Annotated in this window: 17 protein-coding genes; 13 read left to right on the forward strand and 4 right to left on the reverse strand. The window is 68.5% G+C overall.

Annotated elements, in window-relative coordinates; all coding sequences use genetic code 11:
* The first annotated feature begins 21 nt into the window (after positions 1–21).
* The 5 genes from H609_RS0106245 (at position 22) to H609_RS0106265 (ending at position 5716) form a co-directional block, all read left to right on the forward strand.
* Complete coding sequence (locus H609_RS0106245; RefSeq protein WP_028484562.1) at positions 22–1038, forward strand: sensor domain-containing diguanylate cyclase; 1017 nt, start codon at positions 22–24, stop codon at positions 1036–1038.
* A gap of 188 nt (positions 1039–1226) precedes the next feature.
* Positions 1227–1610: a hypothetical protein gene (locus H609_RS0106250; RefSeq protein WP_018866092.1), complete on the forward strand. Its 384-nt coding sequence runs from the start codon at positions 1227–1229 to the stop codon at positions 1608–1610.
* A 161-nt stretch (positions 1611–1771) separates the two neighbouring features.
* Complete coding sequence (locus H609_RS0106255; RefSeq protein ID WP_028484563.1) at positions 1772–4249, forward strand: EAL domain-containing protein; 2478 nt, start codon at positions 1772–1774, stop codon at positions 4247–4249.
* 94 nt (positions 4250–4343) lie between these two features.
* Entirely contained in the window at positions 4344–4658 is a 315-nt protein-coding gene (locus tag H609_RS0106260) for an MliC family protein (RefSeq protein ID WP_018866090.1), read from the forward strand.
* Positions 4655–5716 carry a phosphotransferase gene (locus H609_RS0106265; protein WP_028484564.1) on the forward strand — a complete coding sequence of 354 codons (1062 nt, stop codon included), beginning with the start codon at positions 4655–4657 and terminating at the stop codon, positions 5714–5716. Before H609_RS0106260 ends, H609_RS0106265 begins: the two co-directional genes overlap by 4 nt.
* Positions 5717–5855: 139 nt before the next feature.
* On the opposite strand, the gene H609_RS0106270 is transcribed toward H609_RS0106265, so the two are convergent.
* On the reverse strand, positions 5856–6749 hold the full coding sequence (locus H609_RS0106270; protein WP_028484565.1) for a hypothetical protein: 894 nt from the start codon (positions 6747–6749) through the stop codon (positions 5856–5858).
* A gap of 99 nt (positions 6750–6848) precedes the next feature.
* Between H609_RS0106270 and H609_RS0106275 the strand changes: the two genes are divergently transcribed.
* Positions 6849–8153, forward strand: coding sequence for a PAS domain S-box protein (locus H609_RS0106275; protein ID WP_028484566.1), 1305 nt, complete (start codon positions 6849–6851; stop codon positions 8151–8153).
* A gap of 34 nt (positions 8154–8187) precedes the next feature.
* On the opposite strand, the gene H609_RS0106280 is transcribed toward H609_RS0106275, so the two are convergent.
* The gene (locus H609_RS0106280; RefSeq protein ID WP_018880043.1) at positions 8188–9450 is read right to left on the reverse strand and encodes an HD-GYP domain-containing protein; all 1263 of its coding nucleotides are present in this window, start codon (positions 9448–9450) and stop codon (positions 8188–8190) included.
* Positions 9451–9594: 144 nt separating this feature from the next.
* On the opposite strand from H609_RS0106280, the gene H609_RS0106285 reads away from it, so the two are divergent.
* The 4 genes from H609_RS0106285 (at position 9595) to H609_RS0106300 (ending at position 14338) form a co-directional block, all read left to right on the forward strand.
* Positions 9595–10599, forward strand: a complete 1005-nt coding sequence (locus tag H609_RS0106285) for a TIGR00341 family protein (RefSeq protein ID WP_028484567.1) — start codon at positions 9595–9597, stop codon at positions 10597–10599.
* 162 nt (positions 10600–10761) lie between these two features.
* Entirely contained in the window at positions 10762–11904 is a 1143-nt protein-coding gene (locus H609_RS0106290; protein ID WP_028484568.1) for a hypothetical protein, read from the forward strand.
* Between the two features lie 19 nt (positions 11905–11923).
* Positions 11924–12871 (forward strand): hypothetical protein, encoded by a 948-nt coding sequence (locus H609_RS0106295; protein WP_028484569.1) that lies wholly within the window; start codon positions 11924–11926, stop codon positions 12869–12871.
* A gap of 237 nt (positions 12872–13108) precedes the next feature.
* On the forward strand, positions 13109–14338 hold the full coding sequence (locus H609_RS0106300; protein WP_028484570.1) for a bifunctional diguanylate cyclase/phosphodiesterase: 1230 nt from the start codon (positions 13109–13111) through the stop codon (positions 14336–14338).
* Here the strand turns inward: H609_RS0106300 and H609_RS0106305 are convergent.
* Positions 14332–15027, reverse strand: coding sequence for a DUF4197 domain-containing protein (locus tag H609_RS0106305; protein ID WP_028484571.1), 696 nt, complete (start codon positions 15025–15027; stop codon positions 14332–14334). The two genes, H609_RS0106300 and H609_RS0106305, sit on opposite strands and share 7 nt — an antisense overlap.
* A 112-nt stretch (positions 15028–15139) precedes the next feature.
* Here H609_RS0106305 and H609_RS0106310 point away from each other — a divergent pair, with 112 nt between their 5' ends.
* Positions 15140–16207 carry a lecithin--cholesterol acyltransferase gene (locus H609_RS0106310; RefSeq protein WP_028484572.1) on the forward strand — a complete coding sequence of 356 codons (1068 nt, stop codon included), beginning with the start codon at positions 15140–15142 and terminating at the stop codon, positions 16205–16207.
* A 147-nt stretch (positions 16208–16354) separates the two neighbouring features.
* On the opposite strand, the gene H609_RS0106315 is transcribed toward H609_RS0106310, so the two are convergent.
* Entirely contained in the window at positions 16355–17482 is a 1128-nt protein-coding gene (locus tag H609_RS0106315) for a site-2 protease family protein (RefSeq protein ID WP_028484573.1), read from the reverse strand.
* A gap of 119 nt (positions 17483–17601) precedes the next feature.
* On the opposite strand from H609_RS0106315, the gene H609_RS14195 reads away from it, so the two are divergent.
* Together H609_RS14195 and H609_RS0106325 are read left to right on the forward strand one after the other, a co-directional pair.
* Positions 17602–17763 (forward strand): hypothetical protein, encoded by a 162-nt coding sequence (locus H609_RS14195; RefSeq protein WP_155985231.1) that lies wholly within the window; start codon positions 17602–17604, stop codon positions 17761–17763.
* 72 nt (positions 17764–17835) lie between these two features.
* Positions 17836–18492, forward strand: coding sequence for an MOSC domain-containing protein (locus tag H609_RS0106325; protein ID WP_028484574.1), 657 nt, complete (start codon positions 17836–17838; stop codon positions 18490–18492).
* The last annotated feature ends 74 nt before the right edge of the window (positions 18493–18566 follow it).

Genomic DNA, 18566 nt, shown 5'->3' on the forward strand with positions numbered 1-18566 from the left:
GGCACAAGGACGCCTTTCGCCATGAGCGCGAACCCGCCCGAAACACCCGGTGGCACACCGGCGGACCTCGCGCCCGCCCGCGAGCCATCCACGACGCTCGCCGACATGGAACCGGACAGCGACGTCTATCGCACGCTGCTGGAATCCACCCGCGCGATCCCGTGGCGAATCGACTGGGCCACCATGCGCTTCACCTATATCGGTCCCCAGATCGAGGCCCTTCTGGGCTGGACGCCGGAGAGCTGGGTCAGCATCGACGACTGGGTGGCACGCATGCACCCGGACGACCGCGAATCGGTGGTCAACTTCTGCGTGACCCAGTCGCAGTCCGGCGTCGACCACGAGGCCGACTACCGCGCCCTGACCCGGGACGGACACTACATCTGGATCCGCGATGTGGTCCACGTGGTGCGCAAAGGGGGCGAGGTCGAAGCCCTTGTCGGGTTTATGTTCGACATCAGCGAACGCAAGCAACAGGAAGAAGAACTGCTGCACCTGAAGACCGAACTGGAGGCGCTGTCCTATCGCGACTCGCTGACCGGCATCGCCAACCGTCGTCAGTTCGATCTGGTGCTCGAGCGCGAGTGGGCGCACGCGCGGCGCGATCAGCGGCCACTCGCCGTCATCATGCTCGATGTCGACCACTTCAAGGAATACAACGACCGCTACGGCCACCCGGCCGGCGACGTCTGCCTGCAACGGATTGCCTCCTGCCTTGGCGGTGTCGTCGAGCGCGAACAGGACCTGCTGGCACGTCTGGGCGGAGAGGAGTTCGTCCTGATCCTGCCGGACACCGATCGGGAGAGTGCTCACACCCTCGCCGAACGCTGCCTCCAGCGCATACGCGACGAGGCGATCCCTCACGCCAGTTCGCGCATTACCCCGACGCTCACCGCCAGCGCCGGGGTGAGCAGCATCATCCCGGACGCGACGGGCGGCGCCGCGCGGCTGGTCGAGGCCGCGGACCGCGCGCTGTACCAGGCCAAGCGCAATGGCCGCAACCGGGTCGCGATCACGGACTCCCCGAGGGCCGGCTGAACCATTGCCATCGCCAGCGATCTCAGGGAAAACCGATACGCGTGCGTGACGGGGACACGATCGGCCGCTAACGCCCGAATCCGTGATCCATACCCGATTCCGCCGGGCGCTACGCGCCGTCATCTGGAAAACGCCTCGGTTTCGGACCAGACTCCGGGGAATCCGGCACTCGGGAGGGCGAAACGGACATGACCAGCCTGCATGACCCCGCGCGCGAACCCGCGCTGTACCGAACCCTCGGCGTCACCCTGCCCCCGATCGCGGCCTACCGCTACGGTGCCGCCGCCCACAGCTGCGCCGCCCCCATCGCCATCGTCTGGGCCGCGGCCCTGGTCTCCATTGCCTATGCCCTGTGGACCGGCCTCGGGGGTGCTTCGGGGCACGCCGCCTTCCCGCTGGCCATCGGGGTCTTTCTGTGGGGATTTGCCACCGTGTGGACCTTTCTGGTGGTACGCAATGTACAGGCCGACCCCTCGCTCGCCGATCCCGGCCTGCACGCACGACGGGTGCGTCAACAGGAGGATGACCACGACCCGCTGGATCAGCTGGAGTCCCGCGAGGACCCGCACTGACCTCTACGGGCGCTCCCGCACCCGGCGACAGGCGGTCGCGTAGCGCGAGCCAAATCTCCCTCTGAAGTACCGTTTGCGCGGTCGCGGACCTCCTGCCAGACTCCGGAAGACGCGATCGGTGGGAAGGGGCCACCGAAACCGCGACCGACAGGGGGAAGTGCATGAGCGATTCGTCCGGGGTGGAGATCCAGTACCAGGAACTGGTGGAACATCACCCCTTCATCATCATCTGCTATCACCCCGACACGACCATCCTCTATGCCAACCAGGCCGCCCACGAATTCTTCGCGGCCCCGCCCGGCGGGCTGGTGGGCCACCGCTGGATCCACGACCTGCCCGACGAGCGCCAGGCGGAAAACCGGGCCGACCTGCTGCGCTATACCCCCGATGCCCCGGTGCGCACCATCGAAAACCCCGTCCAGCGCGGCGATGGCGCGGACCGCTGGGTTCGCTGGACCAGCCGCGCGTTCTTCGACGGGGCCGGCCGGATCACCCACTTCCAGACCCTGGGCATCGACGTCACCGAGCGCCGGCAGACCGAGTCCCTGCGCGACAACCTCCTGGGGAGCCTGGCCGAAGGCGTGTTCGGCATCGATGCCGACGGTCACTACACCTTCCTCAACCCCGCCGCCCGCGAACTGCTGGGGTTTGCGACGGAGGAAGAAGCTCTGGGCCGCAACTCGCACGAGCTGTCCCATCACAGCCGCCCCGATGGCCAGCCCTTCCCGGCCACGGAATGCCCCGTGTACCGGGTCCTGCGTACCGGGGAACCGCTGCAGGCCTGCGAGGAATACTTCTGGAGCCGCGCCGGGCACGGGTTTCCTGTACTGATCAACGTGGCCCCCCTGTTCAATTCCCGCAACCGGGTCACCGGCGCGGTGGTCTCCTTCCAGGACATCACCGAGCGCCAGGCCGCGCGCGAGGCCCTGGAGCAGCGTGAATGGGAACTCCAGGAGGCCCAGCAGATTGCTCATCTGGGCAACTGGATCTCGGATTTCGAGGCCGGCAGGATCCGCTGGTCCAGCGAAGTCTTCCGGATCTTCGGCCTCGAAGCGGACCAGTGGGGCGCGACCCACGAGGCCTTCATGCGGGCCGTGCATCCGGACGATCGCGAGCGCGTGCAGCATGCCGTCGACGCGGCCCTGACCCCGGAGGGCCCGGACTACGACATCGAACACCGGATCGTCCGCCCCGATGGCAGCGTCCGCATCGTGCACCAGCGCGGTAGCGTGGACTTCGACTCCCGAGGCCAGCCCCAGCGCATGGCCGGTGTGGTGCACGACATTACCGAGCGCCGCGAGGCGGAGCGGCGGCTGCATTTCATCACCTATCACGACGCCCTCACCGGCCTGCCCAACCGGACCCGGTTTGCCGAGCGCGTCGAGCAGGCCGTGGTGGATGCCGAACGCCTGGGACGCCCGCTGGTACTCGCCCATATCGGGCTCGACCGCTTCAAGAGCGTCAACGAAGGCATGGGCCAGGCCACCGGTGACGAGGTCCTGCAACATGTGGCGCGGCGGCTGGAGAACCGCCTGCCCGTGGGCGGCGTCCTGGCCCGACTGGGCGGGGACGAGTTCGGCGCCCTGCTGCCGGTGGAAGCACCCGGCGCGGTCGCCGGATCGGTCACCCGCCTGCTGGAACCCCTGCGCCGGGTCATCAAGGCCGGGGAACACGAACTCTACGTCCCGGGCTCGATCGGGGTCGCCGTGTATCCGCACGATACCCGCGACATCGCCGACCTGATGCGGCGCGCCGAATCGGCGATGCATCAGGCCAAGCGTACCGAGGGCAATGCTATCGAATTCTGCTCCGGCGACCTCAACAGCGACGTGCGCAAGCGCGTCTCGCTGGAGGGTCAGCTGCGGCGCGCGGTCGACCACCACGAGGGGTTCTTCCTGCATTACCAGCCACGGGTGGCCGCGCAGGACGGGCGCGTCGTCGGCGTCGAGGCCCTGCTGCGCTGGATGGACCCCGGCGGTACGGTGCATTCGCCCGGCGGCTTCATCCCGATCCTCGAGGAGACCGGGCTGATCGTCGAGCTGGGCCAGTGGATCCTGACCGAGGCCTGCCGCCAGTGCCGGGCCTGGCATCAGGCCGGACTCCCCGCCGTGCGGATGTCCGTGAACCTGGCCGCCCCCCAGTTCCGGGATCGGCAAATGGCCCACTGCATTGACCGTGTGCTGGAAGAGACGGGGCTGGACGCCAATGCCCTGGAACTGGAGGTCACCGAAAGCATGCTGATGGCCGACATCGAGCAGGTAATCCGTACCCTGGGCCAGTTCCGCGAGCGGGGCGTGCGGGTGGCCCTGGATGATTTCGGTACCGGGTATTCCTCGCTGGCCTACCTGCGCCGCTTCCCGCTGGACGTGCTGAAGATCGACCGCTGCTTCATCGCGGATCTGACTCCCGGGACCAGTGATGCCGCCATCGTCCGCACCATACTGGGCCTGGCCGACAACCTCGGTCTCGAATCCGTCGCCGAGGGCGTGGAGACCTCGACACAGAAGGACTTCCTGGAGGCGGAGGGCTGCCAGACCCTGCAGGGCTTCCTGTTTGCCCGCCCGCAGGCAGCGGCGGACTGCGAACGCCTGCTCGCGCGACCCGCGGCAACCGGCGCGCAGTCGGGCCACAGCGCCTGATCACTGCGTGCCAACAACCCCGGCACCGCAGGGAGACATGCAAGGGCGTCCGCCCAGCGGCTACGATGGCACACCATCCACCGGAGGCCACCGCGTGCGCCCACTCCTCGTCCTCGCCGGAATCGTCCTGCTCGCCGGCTGCAGCGCACTGCCCCGCGGCGACGACGCGCCGCGCGAGGTGTCCTACATCTGCGCCTACGGGCCCGAGTTCACCGCCACCTTCGAAGACAACCAGGCCCTGCTCGCCTTCAATGGTGCCCGGGCCCGCCTGCAGGCCACCGAGACCGCCTACGGCGGACGCTACGCCAACCCTACCGACGACATCGTGTTCTGGACGCGGGACGACGCGGCGATGCTGGAGATGGTCGGCGTGTTCTGGAGCTGCCGCGCCCTGCCCCCGCGCCGATGAGCGCCCGCACCACCGACTTTGTCCGGCAGGCCACCGGCGCCCGCCAGGCGGAACGCGAGCAGGTGATCCAGACCCTGTGGAGCGGCTACGGGGAGATCGTCCGCTACCGGCTGCAAGGGGCCGACCAGCCGACGGTCATCCTCAAGCACGTGGTCTTCCCCGACGCAATGGACCATCCGCGGGGCTGGAGCAACGACCGCTCGCATCAGCGCAAGGTTCGCTCCTACCAGGTGGAGATGGCCTGGTATCGTGACTGGGCCGGCCTCTGCAACCCCGTTAGCCGTGTGCCCCACTGCCTGGCCACCGGGACCATCGGCGACGAGCACCTGCTCCTGCTGGAAGACCTCGACGCCGCCGGCTTTGCGCGGCGCAAGGAACACCTGACCCGCGCCGAGGCGCAGCACTGCCTGCACTGGCTGGCCCGCTTCCATGCGCGCTTCCTGGGACACGCCCCGAAGGGGCTGTGGCCCGAGGGCAGTTACTGGCACCTGGCCACCCGCCCGGACGAATGGGCCGCCATCGAGGACCCGGCGATTCGCGCCGCGGCGCCCATGCTGGACGCCGCCCTGACCAGTGCCCGCCACCGCACGCTCGTCCATGGCGACGCCAAGGTCGCGAACTTCTGCTTCACGCCCGGGGCCGACGCCGTCGCCGCCGTCGATTTCCAGTACGCAGGCGGTGGCTGCGGGATGCGTGACGTGGCCTATTTCCTCGGGAGCTGCCTGGACGAACGGGAACAGGAGGCCTGGGAGGCCGAACTGCTGGAGGTCTATTTCGCCGCGCTGGGCGAGGCCCTGTACGCGCAGGGCAAGGGAGACGTGGCCGGGGCCGTCGAGCGCGAGTGGCGCGCACTGTTCCCGGTGGCCCAGGCCGACTTCTACCGCTTCCTGGTCGGCTGGATGCGGGACCACTGGAAGGTCCACGACTACAGCCGGCGCACGGCCCTCGCGGTGATCCACCGCATTCAGGAAGAAGGCGGGTCCGACACGGGCCCGGGGTCCATCGCGGGGCCCATCTCGGGATCCAGCCCCAGCTCCTCCGCGACTTCCAGCCAGTAGGGCTCCGCCGAGCAGCTGCCCCAGGCCGCGGTCGTGCCTGCCGGTTTCGCGTCCGGAGCGGGCGCTTCACTCGCCGATTCGGTGTTGTTCCGGCTCGTTTCGGTCGTCATCGGTGAATGATGGCATGTCCGGGCGCCCATCACGGAGCGGGAGAGTCGGCCGCGGCCGCGCCCGCCGCGCCGGAAAACCCGGGACCGCGCACATCCTCGGTTGACCAGCCGCGGTTGCTGTCACGTCCCGTAACCCACCACTCGTGCACGAACAGACGCAGCGGGCCCCGCACCCGCTCCTCGAAGCGGGTCGGCAAGGTGAATCCCTCGACCTCGGCATACTCCAGGAAGGTCGTGTCCACGTGGGCACCCTGGGTCGGTCCAAAGCCGTTCAGCGTGATGTGCACGCGATAGAGCAGGTCCGTCTCCGGATGGATCCACATCACCACCTGGTCCCGGTCGGCCTTGCCAAAACCCGGCTCGAGGGTGGCCAGGACGCGCCGATAACGCACCCCGCCCTCGCGCCGATCCTCCAGGCGCTCGAAACCCGTTGCCCGATGCTTCACGAAGCTGGGTCCGTAATGAAACAGCTCGCCGGCATCCGTGGTCATCGCGCTGGCACGTATCCGCTCGGGATCCGTGCTGCGTTCGCCGTCGTAGAACACCCGAAACACGTCGCCATGGCGGTACACGCTCTTGGTGCCCTCCGGTCCGGTGTAGTGGAGGGCGTACAGATCATCGGCGGGGCGGAAGCGCTCCTCCCCCACCCCGCGGTAGCCCGCGTCGGCCACCAGCGGCTGGATGCGCTGGATCATGCGCCCCCATTCGCCATCGGTCGCCTGGTTGAGGTCGCCGTCGAACGCGCGCAGATCTCCACCGTGCGCCGCGAGCGTGCGCTGGAACAGGGCGTCCGCCGTCAGTCCATCCTCGAACGTCGCCCCAGGACCGGGCTGGGGAAAGGTCCCGCCACAGCCGGCCAGCAGCACGGCCAGACCAAGCCACAGAACCGCCCACGAGCCTCCCGAACGTGCTGAGTGCCCCATGCCATCGCTCCTTTTAACAAATAGCTGTACTTTTCTTGTACACGCCCTGTACGGTGTTTTCAACGACACAGGTCGTTCCCTCACTGTCCGGAGTCCACCATGACATCCATCTCCCCTTCCCGAGCCGACGCCGCAGCCGCTTCCGACGCGCCCGCCAACCCCGTGCTCGAGGCGATTCGCGAGGCGGTCGCCTACATCGAATTCACCCCGCGCGGCCAGATCCTCGACGCCAACGAGCGTTTCCTCCAGGCCGTGGGCCACAACCGCGAGGACGTGATCGGGCAGCACCACCGGATGTTCTGCAGCCCGGAATACGCCCGTTCGCTGGAGTACCGCGACTTCTGGCGCCGCCTGGCGGCCGGGGAATCGCGCGCCGGCACCTTCCCCCGGGTGACACGCTCGGGCGAAACCCTCTGGCTCGAGGCCACCTACTTTCCCGTGCGCGACGCCAATGGGCGGCTGGAGAAGGTGGCGAAACTGGCCTATGACGTGACCGAGCGGCAGGCTCAACTGCGCGACCAGGCTGCGGTGTTTACCGCGCTGGACCGGTCCATGGCCGTCATCGAATTCACCCCGGACGGCGTGATCCTCAAGGCGAACGACAACTTCCTCAGGGCCGTGGGCTATGATCTGGACGCGATCCGCGGCCAGCACCACCGCATGTTCTGTGACGAAGCCTTCTACCGCGATCATCCGGACTTCTGGGAGCGCCTGGCGCACGGGCAGTTGATGAGCGGCAAGTTCCGCCGGCTCACGGCATCCGGTGAGGAACTGTGGCTGGAGGCTACCTACAACCCGATCCTTGATGAACACGGACGGGTCGAGAAGGTGATCAAGTTCGCCACGGACATCACCGCCAGCGTGCATACCGCCGAACGCACCCGTGAAGCGACGGCCGTCGCCCACGAGATGGCGCAGAAGACCGCGGAACATGCCCGCCGCGGCGCGGATTCGCTGCAACAGAACGCCCGCCATACCGAGCAGATCCGCAGCGAGGTCAGCGGCACCCAGGAGGCCGTGGAACGCCTGAACGCCGAGGCCCGCAACATCGAATCCATCATCGAGACCATCCGCACGGTGGCCGAAACCACCCGGATGCTGTCGCTGAACGCCGCGATCGAGGCCGCCCGTGCCGGCGAACAGGGGCGCGGCTTTGCCGTGGTCGCCCAGGAGGTGCGCAAGCTCGCCGCCAACACCAGTGAGGCCACCACCCGCATCGCCGAGGTGATCAACGGCAACCTGGAACGCACCCGCGAGATCGGCGAACGCATCGAGACCGTGCGCGAGATCGCCGAACAGGCCGACGCCCAGGTGCAGACCGTGCAGGGCATCGTCGACGAGATCCACGACAGCGCGAATCTCGTGGTCGAATCCGTCGCCTCCATCCCCCGCGACGGGCACTAACCGTCTTACGGGTCCGCGAGCGGTCTACGCCTGGCTACGCCTCGCGGCGGTCGCGGGTCTGTCGCTCCTGTGGCAGGCCCGACCAGAGTTCATCGAGATCGGGGAACGGCCATGCGGCCGGATCCTCGCGCGCGGCAATGGTCTCCTGCTGGTGCGGCGCGGAGAGATCCACGATCTTCGGGGGGATCCGGCAGCCCGAACTGGTGGAGTAGAAGATCTTCACGACCGGCTTGAGCAGGGAGCCAGACGACTGGTCGACGACCACCCCGATGCGGCCGGATTCCAGGCGTACGAGCGAGCCCACGGGGTAGATCCCCAGGCTCTTCACGAAGGCCTGGAACACCCGGGGATCGAAGTGGCCGTCCGCCCACTCGGCCATCTTGCGAATGGATTCGCCCGGATCCCAGCCCGCCTTGTACGGCCGGTTCGAGGTGATCGCGTCGTAGACATCGCAGACCGCGCCCATCTTCGCGTGCAGGGTGATCTGCTCGCCGGTCAGCCCCTCGGGATATCCCGAGCCGTCCATCTTCTCGTGGTGATGCAGGCAGACGTCCAGGGTCACCGGATCAAGCGCGTGCGCGGACGCCTGCAGGATTCGGTGCCCCTCCGCCGGATGGCGTTTCATCACGGCGAACTCCTCCGCGGTCAGCTTGCCCGGCTTGTTCAGTACCTCCAGCGGCATCGCGGCCTTGCCGATGTCGTGCATCAGCCCCGCCTCGCCGGCCGCCAGCAGGGCCTCGTCCTCCAGCCCCAGTTCACGCCCCAGCGCAACCATCAATGCACAAACCGCCACCGAGTGCATGTAGGTGTAGTCGTCCGCATTCTTCAATCGCGCCAGGCTGACCAGCGCGCGGGAGTTGCGGGTGACCGAATCGGTGATCTCCTCGACCACCTTGCGCGCCAGTTCGGTATCCACCGCGCGGCCCATCCGCGCCTCGCCGAAGATCGACGTCATGGCCTGGCGCGACTTCCGGCAGATGGTGGCCGCCCGCTCCAGCTCCTCCCGGGTCGAGGCGGGCTCCCGGTCGCGCCCCGTATCCGGGATGAACTGCAACGGCGCCGGCACCGCGGCGTCGCGTTCCTCCGGCGTCACAACGGCCTCCACGGCCTCCGTGTCGCGCCCCCTGGAGGTGTCGATCCACACCTCGCGGATACTGCTGTCCCGCAGGCTCGCCAGATCCTTCGGGTCATCCAGCAGGAAGCGCGTACGCCAGAAGGGATGCTCCATCCACGACCCGCACAACTCGCGGATAAACATCCCGCAAACGACGTGCTCCACCTTGATCTTCTTCAGCATTCGTGTCCCAGGTTCGTCGAGTCAGGGCACGGGGCGCCCCGCGGCCGGGATTATCCTGCCACTACCGGAGAGCCACAAATCGCGGCTAACGGCGCCTAACGAGAAGCCTTGCTAGGATGCCGGTCATCCACCGGGAGGACGTTCATGAGCAGCAAGATCATCGAGGTCGTGGGACCCGCCGAGCACCTGGACACCGTGCTGGGCATCGCCGAGGGGCTCGCGATCGACGTGCTGTGGCACGGCGTGGACGAGAACCGCGACCGCATGGCGGTGCACATGCTGGTCAGCACCGAGTACCGCCAACGCCTGATGGACGACCTCTACCGTGTACTCGGCGCGTCCGAGACCGCGCGTATCCTGGTGCTGCCGGTCGAGGCCGTACTGCCGGACCCCTTTCAGGAGCCGAAAGAGGCCGACAAGGAGGCGGCCGGCAAGAAGGCCCGCGCCGTGTCACGCGAGGAGCTCTACACCAACGTCGCCGGCGGGGCGGATCTCACCGGCCAGTTCCTGCTGCTGACCGTTCTGTCCACCATCGTGGCCGCGATCGGCCTGCTGGAGAACAACGTGGCCGTGGTCATCGGTGCCATGGTCATCGCGCCCCTGCTGGGGCCCAACCTGGCCCTGGCGCTGGGCACCTCCATGGCGGACACCCGCCTGATCGGCCGCTCCCTGCGCACGAACGCGGTGGGCCTGGGGGGTGCCATCCTGATCGGGATGCTGCTCGCCACGGTCATGTCGGTGGATGTGGGTGCCCGCGAGCTGCAGATGCGCACCGAGGTCGGACTGGATTCGGTCGCGCTGGCCCTGGCCTCCGGTGCCGCGGCCGTGTTGTCGCTGACCACCGGCCTGCCCACGGTGCTGGTCGGCGTGATGGTCGCCGTGGCCCTGCTCCCGCCGGCCGCGACCGTCGGGATCATGCTCGGCTCCGGCGAATTCTCCGCCGCGTACATGGCGGCCCTGCTGCTCGCGGTGAACGTAGTCTGCGTCAACCTCGCGGCCAAGCTCGTCTTCCTCTACCAGGGCGTACGCCCGCGCGGCCAGGCGCAGCAGGCAGCCGCCGCGCAAAGCATGGCGGGCTACCTCCTGCTATGGGCCATCACCCTCGCCCTGCTGGTCTTTCTGATCCTCGAGGCGGACGTCACGCTGTAGTCTCGCCCCCGGCGCCACGCGCCACGCGCCACGCGCGGCTTTGACCCCGTCCACCGCTTCGCCTAATCTCACGACTTGGTGGCGATCCTTCAGGATCGGTGGCGAACATACCGGAATGGATCCGAATGGGCCGCGACCACCCGACAGGGAGGAACCCGCCCCATGCCCCTGCGCATGCCCGGCTTGATCGCCAGACTCGGCCCCTGGCTTCGCCCCGCTCTGCTCGGACTGGGGGGCCTGCTTTGCCTGCCCGCCGCGGCCTCCGTGGCCCCGGAGCCCCTGCCCGACAATCGGGGGGCCTATCTCTCGCCCTATATGGCGCAGGGGGATCTCGCCGGCTGGGTCGACGAGGCCGTGGGCGAATCCTCCCGCGACATCGCGGGTCTCGCCGGACGGCTTCTGCAAACCGCCGCAATGGCCTATGGCGCGCAGCAGACGCATCGCATGAGCGGCCTGCTCGATCATGCCAGCCGCACCGCCGGTGTCCCCGCAATGGATTTCGGCAGCGCCCTGGTCGCCGCCACCGAGCCCGGCCGCACCCCCGCCGGCGGACTGGAACAGGTCACCGCGATCCTCGGAGAGCTGGGCCGGCACGGACTGGTCGGCGAGCATGCCGGGCACCAGGTGCGCCAGCTCGCGCGCGTGCTGGAGGACCCGGAAGCCGCCGTGCGCGGCGAGCTCGAACGCCTGCAGATCGGATCGCGGGATGTCGCCGGGGTCTTGCGGGATCTCGAGCGCCTGCCACACGGACAGCGCCAGGACGTCCTGCGTGCGCTGGGTGACGACACCGCCCCGGCGCTCGAACTCCTGCTGGACGCGGGGCATCAGCGCCTGGACCGCGAGATCCGCGAACTCTCCCGGTCCCGTGGCGCCCCGGCCAGTGCCACCGGCAGCCTCTTTGGCCTGCTGGCCCGCGATGGCAATGCCGGCCTTTTCGGCGCCGGCGAGGTCCTGCAGCGACAGTTGGGCGATCACGCCCTGCGCCAGGGGGCCGATCTGGGGATGAGCTTCTTCGCCCTGTTCGACGGCTTGTCGCAGACCCACCGCCAGCTCGAACTAACCCCGGAGCGCATGGCGCGCTACCGCCAGGCCGCCGACCGCTCCTTCGACGATCTCGACAGCCTGCTGGTGCACACCATGGTGCACTACCGCACCCGGCGCGACTTCGCCCGCGCCAGCGAGGCCGTGATGCTCCTCTACCCCGAGGCGCGCCCGCGCATGGACGCCGCCCATCGCGTGGCGGGCGACATCATCACCGCCGAATGGCACCGCATGCAGCAACGCATGGACCTGCAATGGCAGTAAACCCACGGAGAACCGACTGATGCGCACCCACCCGACACCCACCCGTTTCCTTGCTCTGGGCCTGACCCTGACCCTCGGCCTGGCCGCCACGGCGGCCCACGCCACCCCGGGCGCCGACCGCCAGTTCGACCGCAACATTCAGGCGGTGGACACGGCCCTGCTGGAACCCGGCACCCGCGCGCTGCTGGACACCTATCGCAACGAACGCGGCTCGCGCGAGGCGCGGCAGATCAGCCGCCAGGCCCTGCCGGGACGCGGCGCCACGCAATGCGCCTGGGACGACCGCTACCGCGCCATGGCCAACCTCGAAACGCCGGCCGAGGTCATCTTTGCCCGCGCCCTGGTCACCAACAAGGGACGCGGTTCGGTGGACCTGGGCTTCGACCGCTTCGAACTGCATGCCGACGGCGCCTGCCCGGATGCGGTCGACAACGGGCCCGTCAGCTTCTGGATGACCTGGTACCAGAACCACCAGGCCATGGAACCGGCGGCCGTCTCCAGCATCGAGGAGGCGCGGCGGCTGTACGCCGCCTCTGCCATGGACAGCAGCATGAAGATGGTCATGCGCTTCGACGGCGAGATGCGGGACGCCCAGCCCCACGGGCGCTTCCGGCTGATCCAGACCAATCACACCCCCGAGATGCAGGGTATGCGCGGCGGCCATGTCAGCAGCCATGCGCTGGGTTATGTCGAATTCGAGGCCGGCGAGCGGATCCGGCGGCTGATCGTGACCGAGATGGCCCACGGCGCCACCCTGGTCTACCTGGAACAGCCCCACGGCGAGGCGCACATGCTCAACTACTGGGTCCTGCACGGGGCCGGCATGCACATGGGCGACCATTACCCGACCAACGCCGCGGGCGAGATCGACGGCCGCTTCGTCCGCCTGCGCAGCAACGAGAACCCGCCCGAGATCAACACCTGCGTGCGCGGCAACCTCCCGGCCGCCGCCACCGCCTGCGACTAGCCCGTCAAATCCGGTGCGGGCGCCCGACCCGCACCGGACAACTGGATCCCCGCGCGACCCAGCCGGCAACAGGCCCGGGCCATGGCGGACGCCGGCCGGCGTTTTCCCGCGCATGGACTACACTCGGGAAATAGGTCGCGATCTCGTACATTCCGGATCGCGGCCGAGAGCCGCGCCCCGCAATGAGGCGGCCCGCACTGCAGCAACCGGCCCGGGATCGGCCAAAGGAAGTGCGCGATGTCAAGGTTCGAATCGGCTCCCCCCTCAGCCGGCGGCCTTCGGTATTCCGACCACCTCGCCCGCACGACCCTGCGCGCCTGGGTCGGCATGTCGTTTGTCACCGCGAGTGCGCTGATCCTCGGTGGGCTGATCCTTTCCTGGCTGATCGTCTACACCGCGGGCGGGGCCGACAGTATCGTCCCGCATTTCTATTACGTTCCCATCCTGTTTGCCGCGGCACGCTTCGGCGCCAGCACCGCGCTGGTCGTGGCCCTGGTCGCCGGCGTGCTGGCCGGCCCCCTGACGCCGGTGGATGTCGCGGCCGGCACCGCCCAGGAGACCGAGCGCTGGCTGACGCGCACCGGCTTCTTCATCGGCATCGGACAACTGATGGCCTGGCTGGTCATCCCGGCGTTGCATCCGGTCACCGAGGAATTGCGGCGGATGCGCCAGGAATTCGATATCCGACGCGGGCTTCGGCACAACGAGTTCTTCCTGCGCTACCAGCCGATCTACTCCCTGGAACTGGAACGCCACGTCGGCGTCGAGGCTCTGATCCGCTGGCAGCACCCCATTCGCGGTGAACTCGCCCCCGCCGACTTTCTGGATGTAGCGGAGGACTCCTCGCTGATCCACGACATCAGCGACCGGGTGCTGAACGAGGGCTGCCGCCAGGCCGCTGAATGGAGGGCCCAGGCCACCGAGCATGGCCACCCACCCTGGTACGTCGCGATCAATCTCTCGGCACACGACATCGTGCGACCCGAAATGGCGGCCCACGTCGCGGCCGCGCTAGAGCGGCATCAACTCCCGCCGGAGCTGCTCCACATCGAACTGACGGAAACCGTGCTGGCCATGGACAATGCCACCGACACCCTGCACCAGTTCAAGTCGCTGGGTGTCCCGCTGGCCATCGACGACTTCGGAACCGGCTATTCGTCCCTCGCCTACCTCAATCGCTTCCCCATCGACATCCTGAAGATCGACCGCCACCTGATCTCCGGGCTGGGCCTGGATCCCTCCGCGCGGGACCTGTCGCGGGGCATCGTCCTGCTGGCCGACTCCCTGGGTCTGCGCACGATCGCCGAAGGGGTGGAGACCCGGGAGCAACTGGAGATCGGCCGCCAACTGCGATTCGACTGCGTCCAGGGCTACTACTTCGCCCGCCCGCTGCTGGCCAAGGAGATCCCGGCGCTGCTGCTCTCCGACGAACCCCGCACCGGGGCGCTCCACGCGGTTCACTACTGACCGAAGTACTCCCGCAGCAACTGGGTGGTGCGTGCCGCCGGGTCCTCGCGGATACGGCGCTCCTCATCGGCCAGGATGGTGAACAACCCGTCCAGGGCGTGATCAGTCACGTAGCGGTCCAGATCCACGTCCAGCGCCTCCAGGCCGGGAATGCGTCCCGCCGCATCCCGCAGCGGCTGGTACACGCGATACACATCCGCCCGCTCCATCTGCTCCCGGACAATGGGCATGTAGCGCTCGCGCAGGGTGGACTCCGATGCCCCGCGCAGGTACTGCGTGGCGGCATCATCGGCACCCCGCAGCACGCCGTGAACGTCTTCGGGACGCATCCCGCGGATGGCGTCGACAAACACCGGCACCGCCTCCCGTGCCGCGGACTCCGCCGCCCGGTTCATGCGCCGCTCCAGGTCCTCCACTTCGCGCGCGAACCCGACGCGGCGCAGCACATCCCCGGCCTGCTCCAGCTCCTGTGGCAAGCCGATGCGGATCAGCGCGTTCCCCCAGTAGCCGTCCTCGCGGCCGGTGCGTTCCACCGTGCGCTCGGTCCCGACGCGCAGGGCCTCGCGGATCGCCTCTTCGGCTCGATCACCCCCGCCCCCGTCCAGCCCGAAATCGCGTACGTCCAGTCCCGCGCAGGCCGTCAGCAGGAAGGGCAGAAGGAGCCAGGGGAGCAGGTAAGCGCGGCGCATAACAGGTGATCCATAACGGGTGTCCCGTCATGATACACAGGGTGGAAAACCCTCCGGTCCATACCCCGCGACACCCCTTGCCGCGCAGGCCCGCTTGTCCGATGGTGAACACATGAACGCCCCCCGTCCCGATTCGTCCCGGCGCCGCCAGCGCCTCACGGCCTTCCTGATCCTGGTGGGCCTGCCCCTGCTCGCGCTGACAATCTGGGTCGGCTGGGCCGAACACAATCCCGAGCAGGAGCGCGAACTGCGCGTGGAGGTGCAGGACCGCCTGAGCGAGTGGTTTCCGGAGGCCATGGAGCTTCCCGACGAGCTGCTCGGATTCATTCCCCGATCCGAGCGCTTCGCCGAGGACCACCCGCCGGACGTCTTGCTCCTGCACGGGCTGGACGAGCCTGGCGATATCTGGGATACGCTCGCGCCGGCGCTGGACGAAGCCGGCCTCAACGGCTGGGAGTTCCGCTACCCCAACGACCAGGCCATCGACCACAGCACGGACCTCCTGGCGGAACACTGGGGGCAACTCGAGGGCGAGGCCCCGCTGATCCTGATCGGTCACAGCATGGGGGGCCTGGTGATCCGCGATTTCGTGACGCGCTACCGGCACCCCGAGGGCAAGCCGCCCCGGGTCGGGGGGCGACCAGTGGCCGGTGTCATCCTCGTCGCCACCCCCAACCACGGCTCCGAATGGGCACGGCTGCGGGTCTGGCTGGAGGTGCGCGAGTGGCTGGCCGACCTCCAGGAGCAGCGCTTCTCGCTGTTCGCCGGACTGCGCGACGGCACCGGCGCCGCCAAGATCGACCTGCGTCCCGACAGCCCCTTCCTGGCCGAACTGAATGCCCGTCCCTGGCCCGAGGCGATCCCGGTCCGCATCATCGGTGGCAAGCTCCCCGAACCCACCCCCGCCATGCGCGAGAGCCTCGCCGCGCTGGACGAGCAGATCGACCTGGAGGCCGTGGCCGGACGCATCAGCGAATGGTGGGAGCAGACCGACGAGGAACTGGGCGACGGCGTCGTACCGCTGGAGTCACTGAGCCTGGAGGGACACCCGGAGCCCCTGATTCTTGAGGCCTCGCACCGGGGGCTGCTGGTCCCAGGCCCGCTGACGGACGAGCCCCCCGCCATCGACCCGATCCTCGACATCGTCGACCAGTGGCGCGCCCGCCCCGCCAACGACTGACCGAAGCCACGGCAACCGCGAGCGGTCCCGGCCGGCCCGTGCATGCCTGGCGCAACGACGGAACGACGGAACCAACCGGGGCTGTGCCAGCATCGCGACCGACGTACGCCCCAAAAGCCCCGCTCGCCGCCACCCTGAACGACCCGCCTATGGCCGCTGCAGATCCATGTGGATCTCGATGGTGCGCAGCAGTTGCTGGCGTTCAATCCAGCCGATCGCGCGCCCGGAGGCCTCCATCACCGGGATCTGGTTGAGGTTGCGCTCGCTCATCATGCGCAGGATCGCCTCGGCCTTCGTGTCTGGCGCCACCCGGCTCAGCGACTCCACCGGGGTCATGATCTCGTCGACCCGGCGCGCGGCCCACTGCCCGCGCGGCAGCTTGCGGCTGTCGCTGAGGCTCACCAGGCCCTGCACCCGCTCCGGCGTACCCACCAGAAAGGCCCGGCGCCCGCCCGGCAGCACATCGTGGTGAATCCAGTCGTCGATGGTGGTCTCCGGGCGCACGCAGGGCGGATCCGGGCTGGCCAGGTCCCGCGCGCGCACATCGGCCAGGCGTTCCCGCATATCGAACATCCGGCCCTGCCCCTCCGCCATGGTCAGCAGGAACCAGGCGATCAGCATCATCCACAGCCCACCGATCAGGTTACCGATCACCACCAGGTTCCAGAAGGCGAAGCCGAACAGCAGGAACGCCACCACACGCCCGCCCCAAACGGCTGCCTCGGTGGCGCGGCGCGCATCACCCGTGAGCTTCCAGATCACCGCGCGGAACACCCGCCCGCCATCCAGCGGGAACCCGGGGATCAGGTTGAAGATCGCCACGATCACGTTGATCAGCGCGAGCCAGCCCAGGGCCACCGGGATCGGCTCGTACCCGCCCGCGGTGGCCTGCGCGAGCGCGGCGAAAGCGAGCGCCAGTGCCACGCTCACCGCGGGCCCGGCAATGGCGATCCAGAACTCGTCCTCGGCCCGCTCCGGATCCCGCTCCATCTGCGCCACGCCGCCGAAGATGAACAGCGTGATGGACTCCACCGGTACCCCGCGCCGCAGCGCGACGATGCTGTGCCCCAGTTCATGGGCCAGGATGGATGTAAAGAACAGCAGGGCCGTCACCAGCGCGGTGGCGGCCGCCATGGCCAGGCTCCACTCCGGATACTGGTGGTGAAAGCCCGTGCTCATGCTGGCCACCAGCAGGACCAGAATGAATACCCAGCTGATGTGGAGCTGGATACGAATCCCGCGGATATGGCCAAGGATCAGGACGGTCTTGAACATGCAGCAACTCCTTGCGGCGCCAGGCTCCCCGATACCATGAGCGGTACCGGCGTGGTCCGTATTATGACGCGGAGCACTTGGCTGTCGGGGGGCACGGGGCTTGCGGAACATCCGCCGCCGTGAGTGCTCTCAATGCCATGGATATCCCCCTGCTTATCATCGGCGCCCTGCTCGTCGCCAGCCTGACCGCGTTCTTCTCCGGCGTGCTGCCCTACCCCATTGGCTGGATCATCCTGGGCATCGCCTTCATCGCGCGGCTGCTCTATCTGGCCGGGCGCTGAGCGAACAGGCGTCACGCAGACGCGGACCTGTTGTATCGTCGCGACCATGCGCAAGCCCGGAACTGCACCCGTATGACCGCCAACCGACTCATCGGCCTCTACACCGGCCGCGTGGCCCCGGATTACGCCCGAGGCCGCGCCAGCGCCATCGACAAGCAGCCGGTGGCCGGCCCGCTCGCGGTGGGGCCCCTGGGCCTGGACGGTGACGAGCAGGCGGACCCGGACAACCACGGCGGACCGGAACGCGCCCTGCTCCATTACAGCCTGGACCGGTACGACGGTTGGCAGGCGCAGTACCCGGCTCACGCCGCCCGCTTCGTCGCCTCCGGCTTTGGCGAGAACCTCGCCAGCCACGGCATGGACGAGCGCAACGTCCACATCGGCGATATCTACCGCATCGGTACCGCCCGGGTGCAGGTCAGCCAGCCCCGTACGCCGTGCTGGAAACTCGACGTACGCTTCGACATCCCGGGCCTGGCCCGCGAGGTCCAGGACACCGGCCGCTGTGGCTGGTTCTACCGCGTGCTGCAACCGGGCACCCTCGGCGTGGGCGACACCATCGAACGGCTTGAACGCCTGCCCGACACCCTCAGCATCGCCGCCGCCATGGCGGCGGTCTACCAGCACAACCAGCGCACGCCCCTGGAACAGCTCGCGGACTGCGAGGCCCTGGCCGCCAACTGGCGCGATAAGGCCCGAAGAAAGCTGCGCGGCCTTGGCAAACACTGATCAATCTGCACGCTCGCGTTGGCCCCCAGGTTTTCCGATGCAAGGCGTGGCATGCCGCGGGTAGTGGTTCTACC

This window comes from Thioalkalivibrio sp. ALE17, assembly GCF_000425605.1.
Taxonomy (GTDB): Bacteria; Pseudomonadota; Gammaproteobacteria; order Ectothiorhodospirales; family Ectothiorhodospiraceae; genus Thioalkalivibrio.